This is a genomic window from Ideonella azotifigens (assembly GCF_021043325.1).
GTDB classification, from domain to species: Bacteria; Pseudomonadota; Gammaproteobacteria; order Burkholderiales; family Burkholderiaceae_C; genus Ideonella; species Ideonella azotifigens.
In genome coordinates this window covers 96776-123138 of record NZ_JAJNKD010000006.1, presented here as the reverse complement: position 1 = coordinate 123138, position 26363 = coordinate 96776, and the positions used below count along the sequence as shown (strand labels likewise).

Annotated in this window: 26 protein-coding genes; 6 read left to right on the top strand and 20 right to left on the bottom strand. The window is 68.0% G+C overall.

The features are described from left to right. The first annotated feature begins 5 nt into the window (after positions 1-5). The 3 genes from LRH25_RS14930 to LRH25_RS14920 are packed head-to-tail and all read left to right on the top strand — an operon-like array spanning position 6 to position 2840. Positions 6-1313: a DUF2325 domain-containing protein gene (locus LRH25_RS14930; RefSeq protein ID WP_231011486.1), complete on the top strand. Its 1308-nt coding sequence runs from the start codon at positions 6-8 to the stop codon at positions 1311-1313. Then, complete coding sequence (locus LRH25_RS14925; RefSeq protein WP_231011485.1) at positions 1310-1954, top strand: DUF3501 family protein; 645 nt, start codon at positions 1310-1312, stop codon at positions 1952-1954. The genes LRH25_RS14930 and LRH25_RS14925 overlap by 4 nt, the downstream gene beginning before the upstream one ends. A 4-nt stretch (positions 1955-1958) precedes the next feature. Further along, a complete protein-coding gene (locus LRH25_RS14920) occupies positions 1959-2840 on the top strand; it encodes a ChaN family lipoprotein (RefSeq protein ID WP_231011484.1) in 882 nt (293 codons plus the stop codon). Positions 2841-2868: 28 nt separating this feature from the next. Here LRH25_RS14920 and fabR read toward each other — a convergent pair whose 3' ends face one another. Continuing rightward, complete coding sequence (fabR, locus tag LRH25_RS14915; RefSeq protein WP_211361656.1) at positions 2869-3588, bottom strand: HTH-type transcriptional repressor FabR; 720 nt, start codon at positions 3586-3588, stop codon at positions 2869-2871. A gap of 149 nt (positions 3589-3737) precedes the next feature. Here fabR and LRH25_RS14910 point away from each other — a divergent pair, with 149 nt between their 5' ends. Together LRH25_RS14910 and LRH25_RS14905 are read left to right on the top strand one after the other, a co-directional pair. Continuing rightward, the gene (locus LRH25_RS14910; RefSeq protein ID WP_231011483.1) at positions 3738-4853 is read left to right on the top strand and encodes a ferredoxin reductase; all 1116 of its coding nucleotides are present in this window, start codon (positions 3738-3740) and stop codon (positions 4851-4853) included. A 13-nt stretch (positions 4854-4866) separates the two neighbouring features. Next, positions 4867-5979 carry a fatty acid desaturase family protein gene (locus LRH25_RS14905; protein ID WP_141291869.1) on the top strand — a complete coding sequence of 371 codons (1113 nt, stop codon included), beginning with the start codon at positions 4867-4869 and terminating at the stop codon, positions 5977-5979. Positions 5980-6035: 56 nt separating this feature from the next. Here the strand turns inward: LRH25_RS14905 and LRH25_RS14900 are convergent, their stop codons facing one another. From LRH25_RS14900 to LRH25_RS14850, 11 genes are all read right to left on the bottom strand, one after another. Next, a complete protein-coding gene (locus LRH25_RS14900) occupies positions 6036-7256 on the bottom strand; it encodes an aminotransferase class I/II-fold pyridoxal phosphate-dependent enzyme (RefSeq protein WP_231011481.1) in 1221 nt (406 codons plus the stop codon). Further along, positions 7253-7990, bottom strand: coding sequence for a dethiobiotin synthase (gene bioD, locus LRH25_RS14895; RefSeq protein ID WP_231011479.1), 738 nt, complete (start codon positions 7988-7990; stop codon positions 7253-7255). The genes LRH25_RS14900 and bioD overlap by 4 nt, the downstream gene beginning before the upstream one ends. Next, complete coding sequence (gene bioA, locus LRH25_RS14890; protein WP_231011594.1) at positions 7980-9290, bottom strand: adenosylmethionine--8-amino-7-oxononanoate transaminase; 1311 nt, start codon at positions 9288-9290, stop codon at positions 7980-7982. Before bioA ends, bioD begins: the two co-directional genes overlap by 11 nt. Positions 9291-9357: 67 nt before the next feature. Beyond that, positions 9358-9777, bottom strand: a complete 420-nt coding sequence (panD, locus tag LRH25_RS14885) for an aspartate 1-decarboxylase (RefSeq protein WP_141289374.1) — start codon at positions 9775-9777, stop codon at positions 9358-9360. 21 nt (positions 9778-9798) lie between these two features. Beyond that, positions 9799-10836 carry a biotin synthase BioB gene (gene bioB / locus LRH25_RS14880; RefSeq protein ID WP_141289373.1) on the bottom strand — a complete coding sequence of 346 codons (1038 nt, stop codon included), beginning with the start codon at positions 10834-10836 and terminating at the stop codon, positions 9799-9801. Positions 10837-10891: 55 nt separating this feature from the next. Further along, on the bottom strand, positions 10892-11731 hold the full coding sequence (gene panC, locus LRH25_RS14875; RefSeq protein ID WP_141289372.1) for a pantoate--beta-alanine ligase: 840 nt from the start codon (positions 11729-11731) through the stop codon (positions 10892-10894). Positions 11732-11821: 90 nt separating this feature from the next. Beyond that, positions 11822-12688 carry a 3-methyl-2-oxobutanoate hydroxymethyltransferase gene (gene panB / locus LRH25_RS14870; RefSeq protein ID WP_231011478.1) on the bottom strand — a complete coding sequence of 289 codons (867 nt, stop codon included), beginning with the start codon at positions 12686-12688 and terminating at the stop codon, positions 11822-11824. A gap of 128 nt (positions 12689-12816) precedes the next feature. Then, on the bottom strand, positions 12817-13848 hold the full coding sequence (locus LRH25_RS14865) for a S49 family peptidase (protein ID WP_141289852.1): 1032 nt from the start codon (positions 13846-13848) through the stop codon (positions 12817-12819). Between the two features lie 87 nt (positions 13849-13935). Beyond that, positions 13936-14319, bottom strand: a complete 384-nt coding sequence (locus LRH25_RS14860; RefSeq protein ID WP_141289851.1) for a Rieske (2Fe-2S) protein — start codon at positions 14317-14319, stop codon at positions 13936-13938. 1 nt (position 14320) lies between these two features. Then, positions 14321-14983 (bottom strand): HAD family hydrolase, encoded by a 663-nt coding sequence (locus LRH25_RS14855; protein WP_141289850.1) that lies wholly within the window; start codon positions 14981-14983, stop codon positions 14321-14323. Between the two features lie 46 nt (positions 14984-15029). Next, complete coding sequence (locus LRH25_RS14850) at positions 15030-15974, bottom strand: RluA family pseudouridine synthase (RefSeq protein ID WP_141289854.1); 945 nt, start codon at positions 15972-15974, stop codon at positions 15030-15032. Positions 15975-16859: 885 nt separating this feature from the next. Between LRH25_RS14850 and LRH25_RS14845 the strand changes: the two genes are divergently transcribed. Next, entirely contained in the window at positions 16860-19898 is a 3039-nt protein-coding gene (locus LRH25_RS14845; RefSeq protein WP_231011474.1) for an Rne/Rng family ribonuclease, read from the top strand. Between the two features lie 96 nt (positions 19899-19994). Here LRH25_RS14845 and nagZ read toward each other — a convergent pair whose 3' ends face one another. The 8 genes from nagZ to lepB all read right to left on the bottom strand — a co-directional run bounded on the left by nagZ (position 19995) and on the right by lepB (position 26361). Then, the gene (gene nagZ, locus LRH25_RS14840) at positions 19995-21059 is read right to left on the bottom strand and encodes a beta-N-acetylhexosaminidase (protein ID WP_141290493.1); all 1065 of its coding nucleotides are present in this window, start codon (positions 21057-21059) and stop codon (positions 19995-19997) included. Further along, complete coding sequence (acpS, locus tag LRH25_RS14835; protein WP_141290491.1) at positions 21059-21514, bottom strand: holo-ACP synthase; 456 nt, start codon at positions 21512-21514, stop codon at positions 21059-21061. Before acpS ends, nagZ begins: the two co-directional genes overlap by 1 nt. Beyond that, positions 21511-22308 (bottom strand): pyridoxine 5'-phosphate synthase, encoded by a 798-nt coding sequence (locus LRH25_RS14830; RefSeq protein ID WP_141290489.1) that lies wholly within the window; start codon positions 22306-22308, stop codon positions 21511-21513. Before LRH25_RS14830 ends, acpS begins: the two co-directional genes overlap by 4 nt. Beyond that, positions 22305-23165 carry a DNA repair protein RecO gene (gene recO, locus LRH25_RS14825; RefSeq protein ID WP_231011473.1) on the bottom strand — a complete coding sequence of 287 codons (861 nt, stop codon included), beginning with the start codon at positions 23163-23165 and terminating at the stop codon, positions 22305-22307. Before recO ends, LRH25_RS14830 begins: the two co-directional genes overlap by 4 nt. Then, complete coding sequence (gene era, locus LRH25_RS14820; protein WP_141290710.1) at positions 23162-24142, bottom strand: GTPase Era; 981 nt, start codon at positions 24140-24142, stop codon at positions 23162-23164. Before era ends, recO begins: the two co-directional genes overlap by 4 nt. Before the next feature lie 104 nt (positions 24143-24246). Further along, the gene (gene rnc, locus LRH25_RS14815) at positions 24247-24954 is read right to left on the bottom strand and encodes a ribonuclease III (RefSeq protein ID WP_141290708.1); all 708 of its coding nucleotides are present in this window, start codon (positions 24952-24954) and stop codon (positions 24247-24249) included. Positions 24955-24977: 23 nt separating this feature from the next. Then, positions 24978-25352, bottom strand: a complete 375-nt coding sequence (locus tag LRH25_RS14810; protein ID WP_141290706.1) for a DUF4845 domain-containing protein — start codon at positions 25350-25352, stop codon at positions 24978-24980. A 40-nt stretch (positions 25353-25392) separates the two neighbouring features. Further along, on the bottom strand, positions 25393-26361 hold the full coding sequence (gene lepB / locus LRH25_RS14805) for a signal peptidase I (protein WP_231011471.1): 969 nt from the start codon (positions 26359-26361) through the stop codon (positions 25393-25395). Positions 26362-26363: the final 2 nt, after the last annotated feature.

Here is a 26363-nt window from a genome sequence, read left to right as displayed (position 1 = left end):
CCGCGATGCCACCCTTCCAAGCTGCCGCCACCCTGACCGGCACCAACCCCCACCCGGCCCAGGCGATGCCACCCAGCGGCTCGCGCCGCCGCCGCATCTGGGAACTGTCCGGCCATGCGCAGTGCCCGGTCATCGGCGTGTGCCTGCCGATTGCGATGGTGCGCAAGCTGGTGGACAAGCAGCTGGGCGGCAAGACCGTGGCCAGCGACTACGAGCTGCACTGCGGCGTGAATGCCGAATGCAAGCTGCGCAATGCGATGTCCGAAGCGGTGCAGAAGGAGCTGGACCGGCGCTACGCGATCTCACTGCGCCACAGCCAGCCGCTGAAGACCACCGAGGCGCTGGCCGAGTTCTGGGCCCGGCGCTCGGCCGCTGGCGACAGCGTGGCTGGCGCGCTGTGGGCCACGCTCACGCACCCGCGCTGCGATGCGATGCTGGAAGAGCAGGTGCTGCAGGACATCCACATGCTGCAGCACCAGAACGGCGCCGCCGACCGGGCCGACCTCGCGCGGCTGCAGGCCCTGCTGGACGAAAACCAGGTGCTGTCGCGCGAGCTGGACCAAGCCCAGCAGCGCTGCACCCGCCAGGCCGAGCAACATGCCCGCAAGCTCGACGAACTGCAGGCGCATTTGATGCAGACCCGCGCCGAGCTGATTGGCCGCGACACAGTGATTGCCGACCTGTGGCAGGAACAGCGCCGCTTCGAGGCCGAGGTGCCGGCCCTGCGCGAACGCAGCGAGCTGGCCCGGCAGGTGGCCGAGCAGGTCGAGCGCATCCAGGACCTGGAGCGCGCGCTGCTGCGCAGCCGCCACGAAGCCGAGCGCGAGCGCCTGCGCGCCCATGAAGCGCTGCAGGAGCTGCACCGGCTGCAGGCCCAGCGCGACAGCGACCGCGCCAACGTCAGCGCCGAGCTGTCCGACAGCCCCGAAACGCTGGCCGCGGCGCTGCTGGACCGCGCAGTGCTGTGTGTCGGCGGGCGCACCGGCAGCGTGCCGGTCTACCGCCAGATGATCGAGCAAGGCGGTGGCCGCTTCCTGCACCACGACGGCGGCGAGGAAGACAGCACCACGCGCCTGGACAGCACGCTGGCCGCGGCCGACCTGGTGATCTGCCAGACCGGCTGCATCAGCCACGACGCCTACTGGCGCGTGAAGGACCATTGCAAGCGCACCGGCAAGCGCTGTGTGTTCGTCGACAACCCCAGCAGCGCCGGCCTGCGGCGTGCCTTGTTCAGCCTGAAGGCCGCCGAAAGCGGACAGGACGCGATCTCCCCAATGGCGCCTGCGGCCGGCGCCCGCATACTGCCAACATGATTCCGCATCCCAAACCGCTGCCGCCCGCCGGCGACGCGCTGGCCACGCTGCAGGCCTGGTGGTCGCACCGGCGTGAGCACCAGCGCCAGCTGCAGGCCCACAGGCGCGCTCGCAACGTGGCATTGGGCCCGCACTGGCAACTTCAGTTCGAGGACGAACTCACCGTGCGCAGCCGGCTGCTCGAAACCTTGCACGGCGAAACCCCAGCACCGGCTGGCAGCGACTGGACCGCTCACGTGCCCGACGGCACCGAATGGACCGCCACGCTGACCCAGACCGTGCTGCCCGAGCAGGCCGGTGGCCAGCCGCCGGGCTTGCTGCATGTGCTGCTGGACCAGGCTGCCACCCGGCTGTACGTGGAAGTTGACCGCCAGCCGCGGGTCTGGGTGCAGGCCGTCTACCTGGGCGGCGGAGACGCCAGCGCGCCGCGCCATGCCTTGCGCTTTGCCCTGACCGAAAGCTTCCGCGCCGCGGTGCTGGCCGGCCGCCCAGCGATGCTGGGCTGCGCCCATCCGCATGCCGACTGGCGCCGACCGATTCCCGCCTACGCGATGCAGCGCCTGCGCCGCGAGCTGGCATTGCCAGGCCGCAGCGTCGCTTCGCCCTCGTGGCCGGGCCGCGGCTTTGCCAGCGCGGGCTGAAGTCTTGAAACGCCTTCGCCAACGGCTGGCGCTCTGCAGCGCCAGCCTCGCCTTGCTGGCCGGATGCCAGACCACGCCGCCAGCTGGTGGGCCGACGCCCGAAGCCGCCCGCGCTTCCTTCCTGCTGCTGGGCGAACAGCATGACAACCCGCTGCATCACGCGCAGCGCGCCGCCTGGCTGCGGCAACTGGCGGCCGCCAACCACGCCGCCGGGCGCGAAACCTGGGTTGTCTTCGAGCAGATGGACCGGGCCAATGACGCAGCGCTGCAGCAGAGCGTCCGGCAGCAACACGCGAATGCGACCATGGTCGCCGAAGCCGGCGGCCTGGAACTGAAGGCCTGGGCCTGGCCCCTGCACCAGCCGCTGTTCGACGCGGCGCTGGCAGGCGACGTCCACCTCGCAGGCGGCAACCTGAGCCGCGACGCAGTGCGCCGCGTCGTGCGCGAAGGCCGTGCCGCCGTGCCGGCGGACCTGCTGCCGCTGCTGGACGCGCCCGGCTGGCTGCCGGCCGATCAACAGGCGGTGGAGGCGGACATCGAAGCCAGCCACTGCGGCGCGCTGCCGCCCAGCTTGTTTGGCCCGATGGCCCTGGCCCAGCGGGTGCGCGACGCAGCGATGGCGCAGGCGATGCTCACGGCCGCCGCCGCCAGCGAGCCGGCCGGCCAGGCGCCGCAGGTGGTGCTGATCGCCGGCAACGGCCATGTGCGCAGCGACCTGGGCGTGCCGTTCTACCTGCGCGCCGCGGGTGTACAGGCGGCGCAGATCGTCTCGGTCGCCTGGCTGGAGCCTGACGGCAGCGGAGACGCCGGGCGCTACCAGCAGGTGCAGCGCACCGCGACAGCCCCGCGGCCAGACCCTTGCGAGGACATGAAAAAACCCGGCTGAACCGGGCGCAGCCATGGGTGCCGCTGGCCTATTTCGGCAGCGTCGGGTCGCGTGCCAGGGCCTGGGTGCCGGTCATGATGATGCGCACCATCACGATCACTTGCTCGGTGAGCGCCGGCAGGCGTTCTGGCGGCAGGTCCATTGCGGTGGCGCCCATTGCAAACACCAGCCGGGTGATGGCCTTGGCGGTCAATGCGGGCTCATAAAGCCCGGTGCGGCCATCCTTGGCCATGCGCATCAGGTCCAGCCGCAGCTCTTCCTCGAAGAAGCTCAACTGCCGGTCGACCGCCTGCATGAAGGCGTCGGAACCCACCGCGCCTTCGCGCAGCAGGATGTGCAGCAGCTTGTCGTCCGCATGCAGCTGTTCCATGAAGGCCTTGACCGAGCTGCGCACCACGCTGCGTTCGGTGCCGGCGCGGCCCCGTGCCTTGCCGATGATCTGCCGCAGCGACGCGCCAGCCTGCTCGATCAGGGCCACGGCCAGTTCGTCCACGTCCCGGAACTGGCGATAGAAGCTGTTGGGCGCAATGCCAGCCTCGCGGGCGATCTCGCGCAGGCTCAGCGTGGAGACGCTGCGGTGCGGGCCCAGCAGCTTCAACGCGGCCCGCATGATGTCTTCACGCGAAATGTGCGCCTTGCGACCCGGCCCCTGGGGCAGCACAGGTGCCGGCTCGGCAGCCGCCAGCGCCGGATCGGCTGCGGGCGCCGGCGGGGTCGGAGGCAAGGTGGAAGCCAGGGCGCTGTTCATGGGCATCAGGGTGACCAGCGATGATACCGGCCTGCCGCGTGCAGTGCGCAAGGCTGCGCTGCGTCAATTAACCCTCAATTAATATACGGCTGTATAGACGCGCGTATTGACGGCCGTATACTGCAGGCATCACCTTGACCGGAGTGCCTGTGTCCACGACCTTGACGCGCCCGGCCCAACGCACGGGCTACGCGCATTCGCTGATCGATCCTGCCCTGTTCGACTTCTGGGCCGGCCAGTTCAACCCGCTTTGGACCTGGGCCCGCCCACTGGCACGCATCGTCGAGCGCCGCGCCGCGTCGGAAGGCGCCGTGACCCTGGTGTTGAAGCCCAACCGCCATGTCGGCCCGGTGCAGCCTGGCCAGCATTTGCAGGTCGGCGCCGAAATCGACGGCCACCGAGTCAACCGCAGCTACAGCCTGAGCCGCCTGCCGGGCGCCGATGGCCTGCTGTCCATCACCGTCCAGGCCGTCGACCAGGGCCGCCTCTCCACCCACTTGTGCCAGCATGCCCGCGTGGGCGACCTGCTGAGCGTTGGCGCCGCCTTTGGCGACATGACGGTGCCGGCCCAGCCGAATGGCCGCTGGCTGCTGCTGGCCGCCGGTAGCGGCGTGACGCCCTTCCTGAGCCTGGTGCCCGCGCTGCTGCAGCACCCGCAGGCCGAGGTCCAGCTGGTGGTCTGGGCGCGCCAGCGCGACCGCCTGATCGAAGCCGATGCACTGCGCGCGCTGGCCCGCCAGCACCCTCGCTTCAAGCTGCATTTTGTGCTGACCCGCGAGGCCGCGCTGGCCGAGGGTGAATCCGCCGGCCGGCTGTCGGCCGAAACCCTGCCTGCGCTGCTGGGTGATGCCGGCAGCGCCGAAGCGCTGGCCGAAACCCGCGTGATGGCCTGCGGCCCAGGCGACTTCGTGGCCAACGCCCGCGCGCTGCTGGACGGCCGCGTGGCCGGCCTGCAAAGCGAAGCCTTCTCGCTGCCCGCCAGCGCGATGACAGACGCGGCTGACGCGCTGCCCGTGCAGCTGACGCTGCGCCGCAGCGGCCAGACGCTGACGGTGCCGGGCGGTCAGTCGCTGCTCACTGCGCTGGAAGCCCAGGGCTTCAAGCCGCCTTCGGGTTGCCGCATGGGCATTTGCCACACCTGCGTCTGCACCCGCGTGGAAGGCATGACGCAAGACCTGGTGAACGGCCAGCGCGACGCCGAGCCGCAAGCCGCGCTGCGGCTGTGCGTCAGCCGCCCCTGCACCGATTTGACGATCGACCTTTGATTCCATTGAATTCATGAGTGTTGCTGCCCTGACCCCCGACCAGCTCGAACGCTTCGGCGCCGAGATCGACGCGCTGCGTGCCCGCACCGAGGCCACCATTGGCGAGCGCGATTCACGCTACATCCGCAACGTGGTGAAGGCTGTGCGCTACACCGGCGTGGCCGGCCGCGTGCTGCTGATGGCCGGCGCCTTCCTGCCCGCGCCGTGGTGGCTGGCCGCCTGGGTGCTGGGCGCGCTGTCGCTCGGCCTGTCGAAGATCATCGACAACATGGAACTGGGCCACAACGTGATGCACGGCCAGTACGACTGGATGGGCGACCCTCACCTGCAGGGCAAGACCTTCGAGTGGGACATCGTCGCCACCGCCGACAGCTGGCGCAAGACGCACAATTTCCGCCACCACACGTACACCAACGTGCACGGCATGGACGACGACATCGGCTACGGCGTGCTGCGCCTGTTCCCCGAGCAGAAGTGGCACCCTGCCCGCCTGCTGCAGCCGCTGTACGCGCTGATCTTCGCGCTGCTGTTCCAGTGGGGCGTGGCCATCCAGGATCTGCGCCTGGGCAACATCGGCAAGGGCCCGAAGCACCGCAAGCTGATCCTGCACCTGGCGCTGCCGGTGCTGCGCAAGGTGCGCTACCAATTGCTGAAGGACTATGTGTTCTTCCCGCTGCTGGCCGGCCCCGGCTTCCTGACCGTGTTCACCGGCAACCTGGTGGCCAATGGCCTGCGCAACCTGTGGACCTACACCATCATCTTCTGCGGCCACTTCACGACCGAGGTGCATACCTTCCCGAAGAGCGTGGTGCGCAAGGAGACCCGGCCGCAGTGGTACTTCCGCCAGATCCTGGGCTCGTCCAACCTCTCGGGTGGCTTCCTGCTGAACTTCATGTCCGGCAACCTGAGCCACCAGATCGAACACCACCTGTTCCCGGACGTGCCGGCCAACCGCTACGTCGAAATGGCGCCGGTGGTGAAGGACATCTGCCGCCGCTACGGCGTGCCCTACAACACCGGCTCGCTGACACGCCAGTTCGGCCAGGTGATCTGGCGCATCGTGCGCCACAGCTTCCCCAGCCAGCCACTGCGCACGCAGCTGGCCGGCAACGCCGCTGGCGGTTGAGGCCCACTGCCACAGGGCTGCGAAGCCTCTGCGCAATAAGCAATCGCTGAGGCCGCTCAGCCTGGCAGGCTGGCGGCGGCGAGGCGCCGCAGCGTGTCGACCAGCAAGGCCACATCGGCCTCGGTGTGCGCCGCAGACAGCGCGATGCGCAGCCGCGCAGTGCCGGCCGGCACGGTGGGTGGGCGGATGGCCGGCACCCACAGGCCGGCTTCGCGCAAGGCGTCCATCAGCTGCAGCGACGCAGCGTTGTCGCCAATGATCAGCGGCTGGATGGCCGTGTCGGACTTCAGCAGCTGCCAGCCGACCGCGGCAATCTCCGGATGCCGCGTCGGGTCCAGCCCGTCGCGCAGCTGGGCAATGCGGGCCTGCAGCGCGGCGCGGCGTGCGTCGCCCTGCGGCTGCGCCACTTCGCGCAGGCCGGCACGCGCCGCTTCGGCCAGCAGCGCGGGCGCGGCGGTGGCAAAGGTGTAGCTGCGGGTCTTTTGCAGCAGCCATTCAATGACGACTGCATCTCCCGCCACAAAGGCGCCTGCCACGCCCAGCGCCTTGCTCAGCGTGGCCATGTAGATCACGCGGCGCGAAGCGTTGGCACCGGTCAGCCCGGCAGCAGCAAGCACACCGCGGCCTTGCGGGCCGAGCACGCCGAAGCCGTGGGCGTCGTCGATCAGCAGCAGCGCGTCGTACTTTTCGCACAGTGCCTGCAGGCCGGGCACATCGGCCACGTCGCCGTCCATGCTGAAGACGGCATCCGTCAGCACCAGCTTGCGCGGTGCGGTGCTGGTCGCGAGCTGCGCTTCCAGCCGGCCCAGGTCCGCATGCTCGTAGCGCTGGATGCGGGCCTTCGACAGGCGCATGCCGTCGATCAGGCTGGCGTGGTTCAGCTCGTCGGAGAACATCGCGTCGCCAGGGCCCACCAGGGCCGGCACGATGCTGGCGTTGGTCGCGAAGCCAGCGTAGAAATACAGCGCCTTGGGCAGCTGCACAAAGGCCGCCAGCTCGTCTTCCAGGGCCGCATTGGCAGCGCTGTGACCGCTGACCATGGGCGAGGCGCCGGAGCCGATGCCGTAGGCGTCGATGGCCGCATGTGCGGCGGCGCGCAGTGCAGGGTCGCCGGCCAGGCCGAGGTAGTCGTTGCTGCAGAAGGCCAGCATGGACTGGCCGTCCACCGTCAACCGCGCGCCGGTTTCGGGCACGACGACACGCCGGCGGCGCAGCAGGCTGGCTTCGCCCAGCTCGGCCAGCCTGCCACCGAGTTCGTCGATCCAGCTGGCGGTCACGGCGCCGATCCTTGCGCGGTCACCACGGCACGCCAGGCCCGGGGCAGCACCAGCTCGGCCGCACAGGCCTCGGCGTCCGGCCGAGCCTGCCAGGGCAGCAAGCCCAGCAGCGGCGCGTCCATGTGCGCTTTGAGGTAGCTCAGGTTCTCGGCCGGGCAGGCCATTTCGAGATCGATGTGGTTGGCGATCCAGCCGGCCAGCCGCAGACCGCTGGCGCGGATGGCCTGCGCGCTGAGCAACGCATGGTTCAAGCAGCCTAGCCGAAGGCCAACCACCAGCACCACAGGCAGGCCCATGGCCTTGGCCAGGTCGGCCATGGTGTCGCTTTCGTTCAGCGGCACCAGCCAGCCGCCGGCGCCTTCGACCACCACCGCGTCGGCCTGGGCCTGCAGGGCACGCAGATGTTGAACCAGCGGCGCGATCTCGATGCACTGGCCGGCCCGCTCGGCCGACAGGTGCGGCGACAGGGGCTCGGGCAGCGCGACGGGGTTGTCCAGCTCGGGCGGCACGACAATGTTGGAGGCGGCACGCAGCGCCAGCACGTCTTCGCTGACCATCTGGCCGGCATGTTCCGGGTGCGGGATCAGTCCGGAAGCGATGGGCTTCATGCCGACCACGCGCACATGATGGCGGCGCAGCGCATGCAGCAGCGCGCTGCTGGCCAGGGTCTTGCCGACGCCGGTATCGGTGCCGGTGACGAAACAGCCCACCACCGCTTTTTGTTCAGACGCCATCGAGCACCCCGGCCTGGGCCGGCAGGCCGGCAGTTTCTTCGGCCAAGGTGGCGTTCAGCGCCTTCAGCGCGCCGTCTGCCAGCCACCGGCCTTCGTCTTCGGAAATCACATACGGCGGCATCGCGTACAGCGTGTGGCCGATGGGCCGCAGCACCAGGCCTTGCGCGAGCGCATGTCGAGCGTAGCGGCGCGAAAAATCAGGCAGGCTGCTGGCAACGTCCCACGCGAAGATCATGCCCTGGCGGCGCGCATGGCTGACACGTGGGTGCTGCGTCACGCCTTCGAACTGCGCCCACAGGCGTGCGCCGGTGGTCTGGTTGGCGTTGACGATGTCGGTCGACGCGATCAGGTCCAGCGTGGCCAGCGCGGCGCGGCAGGCCAGCGGGTTGCCGGTGTAGCTGTGCGAATGCAGGAAGCCACGCGCGACCTCGTCGTCGTAGAAGGCGGCGTAGACGGCATCGGTCGTCAGCACGGCAGACAGCGGCAGCGTGCCGCCGGTCAGGCCCTTGGACAGGCACAGGAAGTCGGGCAGGATGCCGGCCTGCTGGTGCGCGAACAGCGAACCAGTGCGGCCGAAGCCGACCGCGATCTCGTCGAGCACCAGGTGCACCTGGTAGCGGTCGCAGAGTTCACGCAGGCGCTGCAGATAGACGGGATGGTGCATGGCCATGCCGGTGGCGCATTGCACCAGCGGCTCGGCGATGACGGCGGCGGTTTGCGCGTGATGCGCGGCCAGCCATTCGCTCAGTGCGGCAGCGGCGCGTTCGGCCACGGCAGCAGCATCTTCACCAGGCAGCGCGCCGCGCGCGTCCGGGCTGGGCGCGGTGGCCCCCAGGCGCACAAGTGGCGCGTAGGCTTCGCGGAACAGCGCGATGTCGGTCACGGCCAGCGCGCCGACGGTTTCGCCGTGGTAGCCACCGGCGATGCCGACGAAGCAGTTCTTGCCGGGCCGGCCGGCATTGCGCCAATGGTGCGCGCTCATCTTCAGCGCGATCTCGGTCGCCGAAGCGCCGTCGCTGCCGTAGAACGCATGGCCCAGGCCGGTCAGTGCGGACAGCCGTTCGGACAGCTCGACCACCGGTGCATGCGTGAACCCGGCCAGCATCACATGGTCCAGCGACTGCAGTTGCTGCACCAGCGCCTCGCGGATCGCCGGGTGGTTGTGGCCAAACAGGTTGACCCACCAGGAGCTGATGCCGTCCAGGTAGCGCCTGCCGTCGAAGTCATGCAGCCACACGCCTTCGGCGCGGGCCACCGGGATCAGCGGCTGGGGTTCGATGTCCCGTGCATGCAGCTTCATCTGCGTGCACGGGTGCCAGACCGCCTTCAGGCTGCGGACACGCCAATCCTGGTTGGTCACGCCAGGCTCAGATCGGATCGCCACTCATGTCGGCGCCCATCTCGTCGCCCGCCTGCGGGCCGGCGACTTCGCTGCGCACTTCGACGATGCGGTTCATCGCATCGGGGAACACCAGCTTGGGCGAGACCTCGTCCAGCCGGTCCTCGTGCACCATGCCGAAGGCGGCGATGATGACCAGGTCACCCACGCTGGCGCGGCGCGCGGCCGAGCCGTTCAGCGAAATGATGCCGGAGCCACGCGGCGCCTTGATCGCATAGGTGACGAAGCGCTCGCCGTTGTTGACATTCCAGATGTGGATCTGCTCGTTGGGGCGCAGGTTGCTCGCTTCCAGCAGGTCCTCGTCAATGCCGCAGGAGCCTTCGTAGTGCAGCTCACAGTGGGTGACGGTGGCGCGGTGGATCTTGGATTTCAGCAGGGTGCGGAACATGGCAAATGTCTCTTCGGCCCTTCAGCCCATCACGTGGCGCGAGTGCAGGCCCAGGCGCTCCAGCAGTTCGCGGTCGCGGTCCACTTCGGGGTTGCCGGTGGTCAGCAGCTTGTCGCCGTAAAAGATGGAGTTGGCGCCAGCCAGGAAGCACAGGGCCTGGATGCCCTCGCCCATCTGCTGGCGGCCGGCCGACAGGCGCACGCGCGCCTTGGGCATGGTGATGCGGGCGACAGCGATGGTGCGCACGAACTCGAACGGGTCCAGCTTGTCGGTGCCGTGCAGCGGCGTGCCTTCGACCTGCACCAGCTCGTTGATCGGCACCGATTCCGGGTAGGGCTCCAGGTTGGCGATCTGCGCGACCAGGCCGGCACGCTCGGTGCGGCTTTCGCCCATGCCAACGATGCCGCCACAGCAGACCGACATGCCGGCGTTGCGCACATGCTCCAGCGTGTCCAGGCGGTCCTGGTAGTCGCGGGTGGAGATGATCTTGCCGTAGGTCTCGGGGGCGGTATCGAGGTTGTGGTTGTAGTAGTCCAGGCCGGCTTCCTTCAGCGTCACGGCCTGGTCTTCATTCAACATGCCCAGCGTGCAGCAGGCTTCCAGGCCCAGCGACTTGACCTCGCGGATCAGGTCGGCAACCTTCTCGACATCGCGGTCCTTGGGCGCGCGCCAGGCGGCGCCCATGCAGAAGCGCGTGGCGCCAGCGCCCTTGGCGGCGATGGCAGCTTCGCGCACAGCGTCCACTTCCATCATCTTGGTCGCGTCCACGCCGGTGTCGTAGTGCACCGACTGCGGGCAGTAGCCGCAGTCTTCCGGACAACCACCGGTCTTGATGGACAGCAGCGTGGCCAGCTCCACCTCGGTCGGGTCGAAATGCTCGCGGTGCACCAGCTGCGCGCGGTGCAGCAGCTCGGGGAAAGGCAGCGCGAACAGGGCTTCGATTTCCGCCACCGACCAGCGCTGCACCGGCACCGGCTTGGCCGCCTTGGGGCGCACGATCTGGATGGGCTGGGCCGAAGCAGCGGCGGTGCCGGCAGAGGAAGAGGTCACGATGGCCATGCGGGTCGACTCCAGTAAAAAACGGCGAAAGAGATGGCGGAAATCAAAAGCTCTCTCAGAGCTCGAGATTGTCGATGAGGCGGGTCTGGCCCAGCTTCGCAGCGGCCAGCGCCACCAACGGTTCACTGCCCAGTCGTTGCTCGTCGCTCGGCGGCAGCAGGTCGCTGCGGCGGCGAAGGGTCACGTAATCGGGCAGCCAGCCACGCTTACGCAGGCTTTGTGCCGCCTTGGCTTCCAACTCGGCGAGCGACGGGCCGGGCACGCGTGCGCTGGTGGCCAGCTGATGCAGCACCTGCGACAGCGCCACCGCCTCGGTGCGCTCGGCCGGCCCAAGGTAACCGTTGCGCGAGGACAGCGCCAGGCCGTCATCGGCCCGAACCGTGGGCGCGCCCAGCACCCGCGTGGGCAGCATGAACTGCTCGGCCATGCCAGCCAGCACCTTGAGCTGCTGGTAGTCCTTCTGGCCGAACACCGCGACGGCGGGCTGCACGACCTGGAACAGCTTCATCACCACGGTGCACACGCCTGTGAAGAAGCCGGGGCGGAATTCACCCTCCAGCAGGTCACCCAACGCGGGCGGCGGCTGCACTTTGTAGGTTTGGGGCTGCGGGTACAGCTCGTCCTCGGCGGGCGCAAAGACGATGTCGCAGCCAGCAGTAGCCAGCAACTCGGCGTCCTTGGCCAGCGTGCGCGGGTACTGGTCGAAGTCTTCATGCGGCAGGAACTGCAGCCGGTTGACGAAGACGCTGACGACCACTGGCGAGCCATGGCGCGCGGCTTCGCGCACCAGCGACAGATGGCCTTCATGCAGGTTGCCCATGGTGGGCACAAACGCGGTGCGCGGCTGGCCGGCCAGCACTTCGCGCAATTCGGACACCGTGTGGATCACACGCATGCAAGATTCTCCTCGCGGCCCGCAGCCGGGCCGGCTGGGCCTTGCGGCCCGGTCAGTTGCCAGGGCTGCAACACCCCGGCGACTGCGCTTTCAATAACCGTGCAGCGTCTCGTCGGGGAACAGCCCGGCCTTGACGTCCACCACGTAGCGCCGCAGCGCCTGCGCGACCGAAAGGCCCGGCGCATCGCCCTCGCTGCCGGGCTCGCGGGTGAAGTCGCGCACGAAACGCGGGCGCCTGCCACGCGTCAGGCCCAGCAGGTCATGCAGCACCAGCACCTGGCCGGCGGTGCCGGCACCGGCACCAATGCCGATGGTCATCATCTGCGGATGGGCTTCGGTGATCTGCCGCGCCAGCACCGAGGGCACCAGTTCCAGCACCAGCATCGCAGCGCCGGCATCGGCCAGCGCGGCGGCATCGGCCCGCAACAGCGCAGCAGCGGCCTCCTCACGGCCCTGGATGCGGAAGCCGCCCAGCGCGTGCACGCGCTGCGGCGTCAGTCCCAAATGGCCGCAGACCGGAATGCCGCGCTCGGTCAGGAAACGCACCGTCTCGGCCGTGACGCCACCGCCTTCTAGCTTGATCATTTGCGCACCGGCCTGCATCAGCGTCACGGCCGAGGCCATCGCCAGTTGCGGGCTGGCTTCGTAGCTGCCAAACGGCATGTCGGTGATCAGCCAGGCGTTGCGCTTGGCGCGCGCCACCGCGGCGGTGTGATACGCCATGTGCGCCAGCGTCACCGGCAACGTGCTGCTTTCGCCTTGCACCACGTTGCCCAGCGAATCGCCGACCAGCAAGGTGTCAACACTGGCCTCTTCCAGCAACTGCGCGAAGGTCGCGTCGTAGCAGGTGACCATGGTCAGCTTCTCGCCACGCGCAGCCATTTCGCGCAGGCGCGGCAGGCTGGTCACAGGGCGGGCCGCGGCAGGCGCGGCGTTTTCGGCAGGGTGAAGGCTCATCTCTAAGTCACAGCCCTGTCATAAGGACCCGGGCTCAAGTGCTGCATCGCAGCAAGGCCGTCATTCTGCCTGGGCAAGCGGCTCAGTACCCTACAAAACCTAGGGTCATCGCTGGCCACGACGACTTCTCAACGCAGCGTGCCAATCTGGGTCAGCGCCTTGGCAGCACCGGCGCCGATCGACGCGCCAAACCGCTTGGCCAGCCGCTCAGCCACATTTTCCTGCGGCGTGTAGTCGATCACTTCCTCGGCCTGAATCACTTCACGGGCGACATAGTCGAGGTTGCCGAAATGGTCGGCCAGGCCCAGTTGCACGGCCTGCTCGCCATTCCAGAACAGGCCGGAGAAAGTGTCAGGTGTTTCCTTCAGGCGATCGCCGCGGCCTTGCTTGACCACCGCGATGAACTGCTGGTGGATCTGGTCGATCATGGCCTTGGCGTAGGCGGTCTGCTTCTCGTTCTGCGGCGAGAACGGGTCCAGCATGCCCTTGTTGGCACCGGCGGTCAGCAGGCGGCGCTCGACGCCCAGCTTGTCCATCAGGCCGGTGAAGCCAAAGCCATCCATCAGCACGCCGATGGAGCCGACGATGCTGGCCTTGTCGACGTAGATCTCGTCAGCAGAAACAGCAATGTAATAGGCGCCGGAGGCGCACATTTCCTCGACCACGGCATACACCTTCTTTTGGTGCAAGGCCTTCAGGCGACGGATCTCGTCGTTGATGATGCCGGCCTGCACCGGGCTGCCGCCGGGTGAGTTGATGCGCAGCACCACGGCCTTCGCGGTCTGGTCCTCGAAGGCGCTCTTGATCGAGGCCACCAGGTTTTCGGCGCTGGCGGCGCTGTCGACAGCAATTTCCCCACGCACTTCGACCAAAGCGGTGTGCGGGCCGGAAGGCGAGTTGACATGGCCGCGCTGCGACATCACGCCCCAGATGATGGCCAGCACCAGGCCGAACCAGCCCAGGCGCAGCACCAGCTTCCAGCGGCGCTCGCTGCGGCGTTCGCGCAGCACTTCGCCGCCGAGCTGGCGGATCAGCGATTCCAGGTTTTGCAAACGGTCGGGCTCGGCAGAGGCCACTGCGGCCGGCGCCGGGCTGGGCGGGACCGGTGGCGGCGGCAGTTCGGGCGAATCCTGGAACGTCGGTTCAGTGGGCGGGTTCATCAAGAGGGAAGCGGGTAAGCCTGTGAAGGGAAATCAAGAAAGGGCTGATTGGCCGAAGGGCGCCAGATCGGCCGCGTCAGTCACATGTCAGTCGAAGCTCAGGGGCTGGATGTCCGGCGTCGGGTACCAGCTGACCTGGCCCTCGCGTTCGACCAGGTCCAGCGCCATCAGCCGCTCGCCGCGGCAGGGACCGGCGATGCAGTGGCCATCGGAAGGCTCGTAGGTGGCGCCGTGCAGCGAACAGACGATCCAGCGCTTGTCGTGGTCCAGGAACTCGCCGGGCTGCCAGTCCAACTCGGTCGGCACGTGGGCGCAGCGGTTCATGTAGGCGACGGCGCGGCCGTCGAAGCGCATCGCAAAGGCGCGCGCAGGCTGGCCCCACAGCGTCACGTCAAACACCAGGGCGGTGCCGCGCTCGACCAATGCGTCACTGGCGCAGAGCGGCTGTTGGACAAAAGGAGCGGCGTTCACGTCACGCATTGTGAAGCAGCCACTGGGCCAGCTCCGCAGTGGAGTGGGCCACGAACAGGGGGTTCAAGGGCGCAAAAGACGCATGATCGTGCGCGCCGAAGCTGACGCCAACGGACGACGTGCCGGCATTGACGGCCATTTGCAGGTCATGCGTGGTGTCGCCGATCATCAGCGTGCGCTCGGGCGCCACGCCGAATTCGCGCATCAGCTCCTCCAGCATGCGCGGGTGCGGCTTCGAGAAGGTTTCGTCTGCCGTGCGGCTGCCGTCGAACAGGCCGCGCAACTCGGTGTGCGCCAGCGCCTCGTCCAGCCCGCTGCGGTTCTTGCCGGTGGCAACCGTCAGGAAATGCTGGCGCTCGCGCAAGGCGTGAAGCATCTCCAGCGTGCCGGTGAACAGGCTGATGTCATGCTGCGATGCCATGTAGTGCTGGCGGTAGCGCCGGCCCAGCTCCGGATAGCGCTCGGCAGGCAGGCCAGGCACGGCGTGCTGCAGGGCATCGTGCAGGCCCAGGCCGATGACATAGGAGGCCTGCTCCAGCGTCGGCACAGCCACACCCAGGTCGCGGCAGGCTTGCTGGATGCAACGCGCGATCAGCGCCGTCGAATCGAACAGCGTGCCGTCCCAGTCGAAGGCGATCAGGTCAAAGCGGCGGGGTCGGGTCATGCGGTGAATTCTCGGCCAACGGGGCCAATGGGGGCCAACAGCAGGCTCAGCCGGTTGGCAACTGGGTCAGCAGTGTCTCGCATTCAGGAGGCAGCGGTGCCGCCAACTCGATGCGCTCCCCGCTGGCGGGATGGTCGAAGGCCAGCCGGCGGGCATGCAGGAACATGCGCTCGAACTTGGCACCCGCCACCATCCGGCCGGCCGCAAGCGCCTTGTTCAGCCCGAAATCGCCATATTTGTCGTCGCCGACGATGGCATGGCCTTCGTGCATCAAATGCACGCGGATCTGGTGCGTGCGGCCGGTCTTGATGGTCACGTCCAGCAGGCTGAACGCGGCATAGCGGGTGACGACCCGCACCAGCGAGATCGAGCGCCGGCCTTCGCCATGGTCCTCGGGCACCGCCCGCACCCGCCGCTCGCCTTCGGGCGTCAGGTACTTGTGCAGCGCGACGTCGATGACCTTCTTGCTTTCGGGCCAGTGGCCGATCACCAGCGCGGCGTAGGTCTTGCCGGTTTCGCGCTGGCGGAACTGGTCCTGCAAGGCCGTCAGCGCGCTGCGCTTCTTGGCCAGCAGCAAAAGGCCGGAGGTTTCCTTGTCCAGCCGGTGCACCAGTTCCAGGAACCTGGCCTGCGGCCGGGCGCGGCGCAACTGCTCGATGACGCCAAAGCTGACGCCGCTGCCCCCATGCACCGCGACGCCCGCAGGCTTGTCGATCACCAGCAGGTGCTCGTCCTCGAACAGCACCGGGAATTCGCGTGGCGGCACCGCTGCGGCTGCAGCTTCGTCGGTGCTGGCGGCAGAGACGCGCACCGGCGGCACCCGCACGATGTCACCCAGTTCCAGCCGGGTGTCGGCCGAGGCGCGTCCCTTGTTTACCCGCACCTCGCCGGCGCGGATGATGCGGTAGACATGCGTCTTGGGCACGCCCTTGAGCACGCGCAGCAGGAAGTTGTCCAGGCGCTGACCGGCGCTGCCGTCGTCAATCGTCAGCTGCTGGACCTGGACCGGCGGCGGGGCTGCCGGCGCCGGTGCGGGCTTGACCGCAAGCGGTGCGCGAGGGATCGCCGCAGGGGCGGTGCTCGGCCTGGCAAGCGTTTTGGCTGCAGGCTTGGCCGGCCGTTTCGGCGTGGCGCTGCCAGGCTGGACGCCGCCACGCACCGTCGTCGTGGCCTTGCGTGACGGGCCCGTGGCAGGCCTGTTTTTAGCCTTTATAATGGTCTGAGCCACGATTGAGCCCTAAGTGCTTGATTATTCAGAGTTTACCCGGGTGCTCCGGGCGATATGGTGGCGGCACACGCAGAAGTAGCGCGTGTCCAAGGTGATGCAACGCCTTTTCAAGGCCGGAATGGCGGGTCCCGACGTGACCCGCGGCCGGCACGAGAGAGGCGGCAGAGAATTCATGGAATGTGCCGTCCTGCCTTTGTGCAGGACATCCAAACAAGGTTTTCATCGGGCCCTGCCTGTGCCGCGCGACCCGCGGCGCGAGCGAGGTCCGGCGGTCGAATCAACTCCAACGCCACCGCTGTGCGCACGTTGTCTTCCCATTCCCCTGCCCTGCTGACGAAAGGCCCCGGCACGTTGCCGGTGCGGCCTGAGCGCCGCCGGGTGCAGCCGCGTGCGCTCAGCGCCGGGCGGCTCGGGAAGCGGCGAGCAGGCGCCTGGGCCGGAGCCGATTCGCCGCACGCGCCAACGCTGACGCGCTGAGCCGCCAACGCGGTTCTTTGTCAGTCCAGGGCGATTCCTTCTTCCGGCTTCATTTCTTGTTTCTCGTGCATCGGTTGAGGTGTTGCCCGTCCTGTTTTTCAGGCGGCTGACACCTTCATGCGCGTGCCGCGCACCCCGAAACTGGGGCAGCGGCACGCTGAAGGAGTGCACATGAAACGCATGCTGATCAATGCGACGCAGCCGGAAGAGCGGCGTCTGGCCATCGTGGACGGGCAGAAACTGCTCGACTTCGAGACCGAGATCGAAGGGCGCGAACAGCGCAAGGGCAACATCTACAAGGCCGTCGTGACGCGCGTCGAGCCTTCCCTCGAAGCCTGCTTCGTCGACTACGGCGAAGACCGCCACGGCTTCTTGCCGTTCAAGGAAATCGCCAAGACCTACTTCCGCGAAGGCGTCAGCGTTCGCGACGCGAAGATCCAGGACTGCATTTCGAACGGCCAGGAACTGCTGGTCCAGGTCGAGAAGGAAGAACGCGGCAACAAGGGCGCGGCGCTGACGACTTTCGTCTCGCTGGCCGGCCGCTACCTGGTGCTGATGCCCAACAACCCGCGCGGCGGTGGCGTTTCGCGCCGCATCGAGGGTGAGCAGCGCGAAGAGCTGAAGGAAAACCTCGACCAGCTCGAATACCCCAAGGGCATGAGCCTGATCGCCCGCACCGCCGGCATCGGCCGCTCGGCGCCCGAGCTGCAGTGGGACCTGAACTACATGCTCAAGCTCTGGGAGGCCATTGATGGCGCTTCCAAGGCTGGCAAGGGTGCATTCCTGATCTATCAGGAATCGTCGCTGGTGATCCGCGCGATCCGCGATTACTTCACGTCGGACATCGGCGAGATCCTGATCGACACCGACGACATCTACGATCAGGCGCAGCAGTTCATGAACCACGTGATGCCGGAATCGGCCTCACGGGTGAAGCGCTACCGCGACGACGCGCCGCTGTTCTCGCGCTTCCAGATCGAGCACCAGATCGAAACGGCCTTCAGCCGCACGGTGAACCTGCCGTCCGGTGGCGCCATCGTGATCGACCACACCGAGGCGCTGGTCGCTGTCGACGTGAACTCGGCCCGCGCCACCCGTGGCAGCGACATCGAGGAGACCGCCACCCGCACCAATCTCGAAGCCGCCGACGAAATCGCCCGCCAGTGCCGGCTGCGCGACCTGGGCGGCCTGATCGTGGTCGACTTCATCGACATGGAGGACAGCAAGAACCGCCGCGAGGTGGAACAGCGCCTCAAGGACGCGCTGCGCTTCGACCGCGCCCGCGTGCAGTTCTCGTCGATCAGCAAGTTCGGCCTGCTGGAGCTGAGCCGCCAGCGCCTGCGCCCTGCACTCTCCGAAGGCAGCCACATCACTTGCCCGCGCTGCAACGGCACCGGCCACATCCGCGACACCGAATCTTCCGCGCTGCAGATCCTGCGCATCATCCAGGAAGAGTCGATGAAGGAAAACACCGCCGCCGTGCACGTGCAGGTGCCGGTGGAAGTGACCTCCTTCCTGCTGAACGAAAAGCGCACCGAGATCACCAAGATCGAGCTGAAGCAGCGCACCACCGTGCTGCTGGTGCCCAACAAGCACCTGGAGACGCCGAACTACAAGCTCGAACGCCTGCGCCACGACGATCCGCGCCTGGAAAACCTGCAGGCCAGCTACACGATGATCGAGGAGCCGGACGACGAGGTCTCGATCTCGCGCCGCGAAAAGGCCAAGCCCAAGCAGGAGCCGGTGATCAAGGGCGTGCTGCCCGACCAGCCGGCTCCTATCGCCGCGCCGGTGGCGGCGCCGGTGCCGGCTGCTGCCGCACCGGTGGCTGCACCTGCTCGCGCACCCGCCCCGGCACCCGCGCCTGCTGCAGGTGGCGGCTTCTTCGGTTGGCTGAAGAACCTGTTCGGCGGCGCCCCGGCGCCCGCCCCGGTCAAGCGGGCCGACGCCGACACGGCCAACAAGCCTGGCACCACCGGCCGTGACGGCCAGCGCGACGGCAACAAGCCACGCGGCGCTGGCCAAGGCGGTGGCAACGGCCGCCGCAACGAACGCGGTGAACGTGGCGAGCGCAATGAGCGCGGCCCACGTGACGGCGCCGGCAAGCCGGAGCAAGCCCGCGAAGGCCAGGCCGCTCGCCAGGGTGGCCGCGGCGAAGGCGCAGCGCGCACTGACGGAAACAACAAGCGCCGCGAAGGCGGTCGTGAAGGTGGCCGCGAGGCACGGGAAGGTCGTGAAGGCCGCGAGGGCCGTGAAAGCCGCGACGGCAATCGCCGCGGCGAGCGCACCGACGTGATGGCACTGGACGCAGGCGGCACGCCGCCAGTGGCCGAGCGCGGCGAACGCAAGCCGCGCGGCGAGCGTCCGGAACGTGGCGAGCGCGGTGCCGAACGCGGCGAGCGCTCCGAGCGCCCGGCCCGCGAACCGCAGGCCCCGGTGAGCGACGAGACCTTGCTGCAGGCGCAGACTGCCGAAGCCGCGCTGGCCGCAGGTGGGGCCGATGCCGAACTGCCGGCCGGCGAAGCAGGCAGCGACGCGGACCGCGAAGGCCGCCGCCGTCGCCGCCGTCGTGGTGGCCGTGGTCGTGATGGCGAGCGCAGCGAAGGTGGTGCAGCGTCCGAAGACGGCGTGAGCGACGAAGGCGAAGCCGGTGGCAATGCCGACGAAGCCGTCGAGGCGAATGCCGAAACAGGCGAAGCCGCCGGCACCGAAGACGGTAACCGCCGCCGTGGCGGTCGCAACCGCCCGCGCCGCGAGCGCAACGAGGCCGGTGAAACCGTGGCCCAGGGCGAGGCCGATGGCGAGCTGCCGCAGGCCCGCTTCGAGCAGGCCGCAGCGCCTGTGGAAACCGCGCTGACCGCAGCACCCGAAGCCGTGCCCGTGGTACCCGAAGTGGTGGCGCCGGTGGCACTGGCGGCCATCGCTGCGCCGGTGGCTGCACCGGCCGTGGCGCCGGCACCGGTCCGCTTCGAGCTGCCGATGGACGACCTGCAACGCATCGCCGAAGGCGCCGGCCTGACCTGGGTCAACTCGGACGTCGACAAGATCCAGGCCGCGCAAGCCGCCATCGCCGCCGAACCGAAGCCAGTGCACGTGCCGCGCGAACGGCCGCCGCTGGTGGTGGCCGATGAAGGCCCGCTGGTGCTGGTCGAGACCCGCAAGGACCTGAACCAGGTGCACCTGCCGTTCGACGCCTCGGCTTCCAACTGAAGCCGGTCCACCACGCAGCCTGAGGCTGCGCGGACATGGAAAAGCCGCCGGGCCGTGAGGCCAGGCGGCTTTTTTTCGTCCGGCCAAGCGTTGGCTTCAGCCGTGCAGGCGCTCCAGCGCCAGCTGGTAAGGCGCGTGGCGCATCAGTTCGTCCCAGGGCAGCGGCGAGGTGGCCGGGAACAAGGCCGCGCGGCGACTTTCGGCCAGCGGGTCGGCCTGCCAGCGCCCCTTGGCCAGCGCCTCGCCGAGGCCGTCCAGCAGTGCGTCCAGCGGCGCACCACCGTCCACCCGCGACTGGTTGCACAGCAGGACCAGGTCGCAGCCGGCATTCAGCGCGGCGACCGCGGCCTCGGTCGGGCTGACCAGTTGGCCACGCAGCCAGCGGCCACCTTCCATGCTGAGGTCGTCGCTGATGATGGCGCCGGCATAGCCCAGCTGGTCGCGCAGGATGTCCTGCAGCCAGGTGGCCGAGTAGCCGGCCGGCAGCTCATCCACCTTGGGGTAGATGATGTGGGCCGGCATCACGGCAGTCAGCGTGCCGGAGAGCCAGTCGTAGGGCTTGGCGTCTTCGGCCAGGATGGCTTTCTTCGAGCGCTTGTCGACCGGCTGGGCCACATGGCTGTCCGCCGTGGCGTAGCCGTGGCCGGGGAAGTGCTTGCCGCAGCTTTGCATGCCGGCCTGCAGCAGGCCCAGCATCAGGCTCTGGGCCAGCAGCGTGGCCACCCGCGCGTCACGGTGGAAGGCCCGGTCGCCGACGACTTCGCTGCGGCCGTGGTCAAGGTCCAGCACCGGCGTGAAGCTGAAGTCCACGCCGCAGGCGCGCAGCTCGCTGGCCAGCACGTGGCCGGCCGCGCTGGCCGCCGCGGTGGCGCGCATCGCGTCCTTCATCCACAGCTCGCCGTAGTGGCGCATGGCCGGCAGGTGGGTGAAACCGTCGGTGCGGATGCGCTGCACACGCCCACCTTCGTGGTCGATGGTGACCAGCAGGTCTTCGCGGATGGCCTTGACCTCGGCCACCAGTTCGGTGAGCTGGCGCCGGTCCTGCCAGTTGCGGGTGAACAGGATCAGGCCGCCGGTGAGCGGATGCGCCAGGCGGCGGCGGTCGTTGGCGTCCAGCGTGGTGCCGGCGATGTCGAGGATGACGGGGCGTTGATCGCTCATCAGGATGGCTTGGTGGGAAGAGAGGAAGGCATGTAGGGCGGTGGCGCAGCGTCGGTCCGGCCAGGGTCGGTCTCGACAACGACGAAGCTGGAGACGTAGTCGGTCTCGTCGCTCAGCGTGACGTGGGCGCGCCAACCGCGGGCGGCAAACCACTCGGCCAGCTCACCATGGAGGCGGATGAAAGGCTGGCCGCTGGCATGGTTCAGGATCTCGCAGGCGCGCCAGGTCATCGGCATGTGCAGGCCCAGCCCAATGGCCTTGGAGAAGGACTCCTTGGCGGAGAAGCGCGTCGCCAGGTAGGCCAAACCCCGCGACTCGATCCGGCCGCGACGGTGCAGGAAGACCTGCCATTCGGCCGGCCCGAGCACCTTCTCGGCGAAGCGGTCGCCACGGCGCTGCAGCGTGGCGACGATGCGGCGGATGTCGCAGACATCGGTGCCGATGCCGACGATCATGTCGATTGCGAGGCTTGGTGAATGCAAGTCAGGTAGGCGCGAACCGTCTCGGCATAGCCCAGCTCCAGCGCGTCGGCGATCAGCGCATGGCCGATCGATACCTCTGCGGTACCAGGTGCCAGGCGCAGGAACTCGGCGAGGTTGTCGCGGTTCAGGTCATGGCCGGCATTGACGCCCAGGCCCGCAGCCAGCGCGGCCTTGGCGGTCGCCTCGAAGGCCGCGCCTACCTCGGCCTGCCGCGACGTGCCAAACGAACTCGCCCAGGTCTCGGTGTAGAGCTCGACGCGGTCGGCCCCAAGCGCGCGGGCATGCGCCATCGCTTCGGGCAGCGGGTCCATGAACAGGCTGACGCGCACGCCCAGCGTGTGGCATTCGGCAATCAAGGGCCGCAGCGTGTCGGCATCGGCCGGCAGGTTCCAGCCGTGGTCGGAGGTGAACTGGCTTTCGCTGTCCGGCACGAAGGTGGCCTGGTGTGGGCGCACGGCGCGAACGAAGTCCATCAGGTTCTGCAGCGGATTGCCTTCGATGTTGTATTCGACCTGCGGCCACTGCTCGCGCAGCATCGCGGCCAGCTCGTGCACGTCGCTGCCGCGGATGTGGCGCTCGTCGGGCCGCGGATGCACGGTGATGCCTTGTGCACCGGCCTCCAGCACCAGCTGGGCCGCACGAAGCACGCTGGGAATGCCCAGGTGGCGGGTGTTGCGCAGCAGCGCGACCTTGTTCAGGTTGACCGACAGCGCAGTCAGGCCGGCCAAGGGATGGGCGGCGGCTTCGGGGGCGACAAGTGGGTTCATCGGTGCGGTTCCATCAACTGCTGCGCGTCGATCATCACGTCACGGGTGCGCAGCCGGGGTGAACCGAGATGATAGTGAAGCAGGCCGCGCAAGGTGGTCTTGAGCGCCGGCAGGTTGTCTGCGCAAAGACGCTGCAGCTGGCCCATCTCGCCGGCGTTCAGCGCCTGCTGCAAGGCCATCAATTGGCGGCCGGCCAGCGGAGCATCGCCCTGCGCATGGGCGATCAGACCCAGTTCGGGTCGCAGCTGGTAGGCCGAGTCGGCGGCCAGCGCAGTGCCGCTGCTCGTCAGCCGGTCCAGTTGCGGCAGCAGGCCGATCTCGCGCAGCAGCACGATTTCGAAGGCCCGCAAAGCCGCCTGGGTCAGCGTGTCGTCGGCCGCGGCAAGCGCGGGCATGGACGCGGCATAGGCGTCGAACAGCACCGGGTGCGGGTCGTGCCGGGCGAGCAGCTTCATCAGCAGCTCGTTGAGGTAGAAGCCGGAGAACAGCGCGGCGCCGGACAGCATCGGGCCGCCGCCGGCCCATTCGGCGCTGCGCAGCGTCAGCACGTCGGCGGTCTCGTCACGCGAGGGCCGGCTGGCGGCGACCAGCAGGCGCTGGAACGGCAGCAGCACTGGCCGCAGCTGCGAATATGGCCGCTTGGCGCCCTTGGCGGCGACGGTGATGCGCCCCTGCTCGCGGCTGAAGATGTCCAGGATCAGGCTGGTCTCGCTCCAGTCGTAGCGGTGCAGCACGTAGGCCGGCGCGGGTGCGCTGCGGCTGCGTGGCAGCGCAGCGGTCTTGGCACGGCTGCGCGCACCGGCCGCAGACCGCGGCTTGGCCTTGACCGGGTCGCCAGCGTCCGCCGGCACGGTCATTCGTAGCCGTAGCTGCGCAAGTGTTCCTCGGTCGCAGCCCAGCCCGAGCGCACCTTGACGAACAGCTCCAGGAAGACCTTCGCCTCCATCAGGCGCTCCAGTTCCTGGCGCGCCTCACTGCCAATGCGCTTCAGGCGCTCGCCACCTTCGCCAATGATCATGCCCTTGTGCGCATCGCGCTCGACGACGATGGTTGCCGCGATGCGGCGCAGGTTGCCCTCTTCCTTCCACTGGTCGATCACGACGGTGGAGGTGTAGGGCAACTCGTCGCCAGTCAGGCGGAACAGCTTTTCTCGGATGATCTCGCTAGCGAGGAATTTCTCGCTGCGGTCGGTCAGCGCGTCTTCGTCGTAAAACCAGCCCTGCTCGGGCAGGTAGGGCTTCAGGATCGCAAACAGCCGGTCCACGTCACTCTGCTTCTGGGCCGACATCGGCACGAACTCGGCAAAGGCATGCCGGTCCTGCATGCTCTTGAGCCAGGGCAGCATGTCGTTGCGGCGCTGGACTGCATCGAGCTTGTTGGCGATCAGCACCGTCGGCTTGCCTTCGGGGACCAGCGCCAGCACCTTGGCGTCCGCCATGCCGAAGCGGCCCGCCTCCACCAGGAACAACACCAGGTCCACGTCGCCCAGCGTTGACTGCACCGTGCGATTCAGCGTGCGATTCAGCGCGTTGGCATGCTGCATCTGGAAGCCGGGCGTGTCGACGAAGACAAACTGCGCCTCGTCCACCGTGCGCACGCCGGTGATACGGTGCCGTGTGGTCTGCGCCTTCTTCGACGTGATGCTGATCTTCTGGCCGACCAGCGCGTTCATCAGCGTGGATTTGCCGACGTTCGGCCGGCCGACGATCGCGATCAGGCCGCAGCGCTGGCCGTCCGGGTTTGCGCCAAGCTCAGCGCTTTGTGCGGTGGCTGCGGGTGCGCCGTCGTCAGCGGCGGCTTCATCCAGCGCGGGCGACTGGGGAATGGGGGGCATGTCTGGGTCCACGGCGGGATTCTGAGGGCAAAGGGCCGGCGACGCAAAAGACGCGCAAGCAGGAACAAGAAAAGGAAAGCGCCGTTTTCAGGCGCAGGTGGGCTTCAGCCGCGCGGTGGCCGCTGCTGTGCGGCGTCATCGGCCTGCAAACGAGCCAGCACCTTGTGCGCAGCGTCTTGCTCGGCGGCACGGCGCGAGCGCCCTTCACCGGTTTCCAGCACCTGCAGGCTGGGCACCGCGCACTCGACCTCGAAGGTCTGCGCATGTGCCTGGCCACGGGTGCCGGAGATGCGGTAGCTGGGCACCGGCACGCGCCGGCCCTGCAGCCATTCCTGCAATTCGGTCTTGGCGTCCTTGCGCCAGCTGTCTGCCGTGGTCGAGACGATGATCTCGCCGAACAATTGCTCGACCAGGCCATGCGCGGCCTCGTAGCCGCCGTCCAGATAGACCGCGCCAATCACCGCTTCGGCCGCATCGGCCAGGATGGACGCACGCTGCGCGCCACCGCCGCGGGCTTCGCCGTCGGACATGCGCAACTCTTCGGGCAGGCGCAGTTGCAGCGCCACCTTGTGCAGGCTTTCCTCACGTACCAGGTGGGCTCGCACACGGGTCAGGTCGCCCTCGTCGGACTCGCCGAAGCGGTCGAACAGCAGGCGCGAGACGGCCAGGTTCAGCATGGCGTCACCGAGGAACTCCAGCCGCTCGTTGTGTTCGGCACCGAAGCTGCGATGGGTCAGCGCGCGATGCAGCAGCTCGGGCCGGTTGAACCGGTGACCGAGTCGCTTTTGCAGGGCGTCGTGGCGGGAATCCATCGTGTCTGGGTGCTTGCGCTGGCTCAGCGGTTGCCGCCCCGGTATTTGATCAGCAGGAAGACAGGATCCATGATCTCCACTTCCTTGTCATAGGCGAAACGGATCTTCACCTTGTCACCCGTGGTGTCGATCTCCAGGTCACCGCCGCCAATGTCGCTGATCGAATATTCGATCTGCTTCTGCGTCTCGAAGGCCCGGCGGATTTCCGGCACGCTCGATGCCCCGCTGTCGGCGATCTTCTGAACCGCGCGGCGGATCGTGAAGTACTCGTTCAGCGTGGGCAGGACCTTGATGGCCACCACGCCGACAAAGGCAATGATGATCGCCAGGAACACCATGCCCAGGAAGGAGATGCCGCGCTGGCGGGCAGCGCCAGCGGCGCGGGGGGCTCGGATCATGCTAGCTGTGGCCATGTCACCCTTGGTCAAACGCCGTCAATCAATGGAAACTGCCGATGCGGCCAAGGTTCCCGAAGTTCATCCAGATGAAGAACGCCTTGCCAACGACGTTCTCGTCCGGCACGAAACCCCAGTAACGCGAGTCCAGCGAGTTGTCGCGGTTGTCGCCCATCATGAAGTAGTGGCCGGGCGGCACCTTGCAGACAAAACCTTCAATGCTGTAGCGGCACAGTTCGCGCTGCGGAAAGCGGCTGACCTGCATCTCGTTGAACGGCGCGATCTGCGGCCGACGCTGGATGCGGTGCTCCACAGGCCCCAGCTGCTCGCTGAACTGGGCCATGTAGTGGATGCTCTCGTCATCGTAGGCTTCGCCCAGCGAGGTCAGCGGGGCCGGCTGGCCGTTGATCTTCAGCTGTGCGTTCAGGTACGAGACTTCGTCGCCCGGCAGGCCGACCACACGCTTGATGTAGTCCATGCGCGGGTCCACCGGATAGCGGAACACCACCACGTCGCCGCGCTGCAGCTCATGGTTGTCGATGATCTTCTTGTTGATCACCGGCAGGCGAATGCCGTAGTGGAATTTGTTCACCAGGATCAGGTCACCGATCTGCAAGGTGGGGATCATCGAGCCTGACGGGATCTTGAAAGGCTCGAAGAGGAAAGAGCGCATCACGAACACGACGATGATCACCGGGAACAGGCCCGCCGTCCAGTCCAGCCACCAAGGCTGTTGCAGCACCTTGTCGCGGGCCTCGGCCACGTCGCCGTCGACCTTGTCGATGCCCAGCCGCGCCAGCTCGGCGCGGCGGGCCGCGTCGCCGGCTTCCAGCTGGCGGGCCGCCTTCTCGCGCGCCGGCCGGAAGCGGAAACGCTCGGCCAGCCAGAAAGCGCAGGTCACTGCGGAAAGGATGAACAGCAGCAGCGAGAAATTGCCGTACCAGTAATCCAGGTACCAACCGCCAAGGTAGACGATCAGGGCGCCATACAAGGCGGCGGTGAGAGCACTCATCG

Bases quoted from the DNA above. Each gene is read 5' to 3' on its own strand.
- LRH25_RS14930 (WP_231011486.1), top strand. From the start codon at position 6: ATGCCACCCTTCCAAGCTGCCGCCACCCTGACCGGCACCAACCCCCAC.
- LRH25_RS14925 (WP_231011485.1), top strand. From the start codon at position 1,310: ATGATTCCGCATCCCAAACCGCTGCCGCCCGCCGGCGACGCGCTGGCC.
- fabR (WP_211361656.1), bottom strand. From the start codon at position 3,588: ATGAACAGCGCCCTGGCTTCCACCTTGCCTCCGACCCCGCCGGCGCCC.
- LRH25_RS14905 (WP_141291869.1), top strand. From the start codon at position 4,867: ATGAGTGTTGCTGCCCTGACCCCCGACCAGCTCGAACGCTTCGGCGCC.
- bioD (WP_231011479.1), bottom strand. From the start codon at position 7,990: ATGGCGTCTGAACAAAAAGCGGTGGTGGGCTGTTTCGTCACCGGCACC.
- bioA (WP_231011594.1), bottom strand. From the start codon at position 9,290: ATGAAGCTGCATGCACGGGACATCGAACCCCAGCCGCTGATCCCGGTG.
- panD (WP_141289374.1), bottom strand. From the start codon at position 9,777: ATGTTCCGCACCCTGCTGAAATCCAAGATCCACCGCGCCACCGTCACC.
- bioB (WP_141289373.1), bottom strand. From the start codon at position 10,836: ATGGCCATCGTGACCTCTTCCTCTGCCGGCACCGCCGCTGCTTCGGCC.
- panC (WP_141289372.1), bottom strand. From the start codon at position 11,731: ATGCGTGTGATCCACACGGTGTCCGAATTGCGCGAAGTGCTGGCCGGC.
- panB (WP_231011478.1), bottom strand. From the start codon at position 12,688: ATGAGCCTTCACCCTGCCGAAAACGCCGCGCCTGCCGCGGCCCGCCCT.
- LRH25_RS14865 (WP_141289852.1), bottom strand. From the start codon at position 13,848: ATGAACCCGCCCACTGAACCGACGTTCCAGGATTCGCCCGAACTGCCG.
- LRH25_RS14855 (WP_141289850.1), bottom strand. From the start codon at position 14,983: ATGACCCGACCCCGCCGCTTTGACCTGATCGCCTTCGACTGGGACGGC.
- LRH25_RS14845 (WP_231011474.1), top strand. From the start codon at position 16,860: ATGAAACGCATGCTGATCAATGCGACGCAGCCGGAAGAGCGGCGTCTG.
- nagZ (WP_141290493.1), bottom strand. From the start codon at position 21,059: ATGAGCGATCAACGCCCCGTCATCCTCGACATCGCCGGCACCACGCTG.
- acpS (WP_141290491.1), bottom strand. From the start codon at position 21,514: ATGATCGTCGGCATCGGCACCGATGTCTGCGACATCCGCCGCATCGTC.
- LRH25_RS14830 (WP_141290489.1), bottom strand. From the start codon at position 22,308: ATGAACCCACTTGTCGCCCCCGAAGCCGCCGCCCATCCCTTGGCCGGC.
- recO (WP_231011473.1), bottom strand. From the start codon at position 23,165: ATGACCGTGCCGGCGGACGCTGGCGACCCGGTCAAGGCCAAGCCGCGG.
- era (WP_141290710.1), bottom strand. From the start codon at position 24,142: ATGCCCCCCATTCCCCAGTCGCCCGCGCTGGATGAAGCCGCCGCTGAC.
- rnc (WP_141290708.1), bottom strand. From the start codon at position 24,954: ATGGATTCCCGCCACGACGCCCTGCAAAAGCGACTCGGTCACCGGTTC.
- LRH25_RS14810 (WP_141290706.1), bottom strand. From the start codon at position 25,352: ATGATCCGAGCCCCCCGCGCCGCTGGCGCTGCCCGCCAGCGCGGCATC.
- lepB (WP_231011471.1), bottom strand. From the start codon at position 26,361: ATGAGTGCTCTCACCGCCGCCTTGTATGGCGCCCTGATCGTCTACCTT.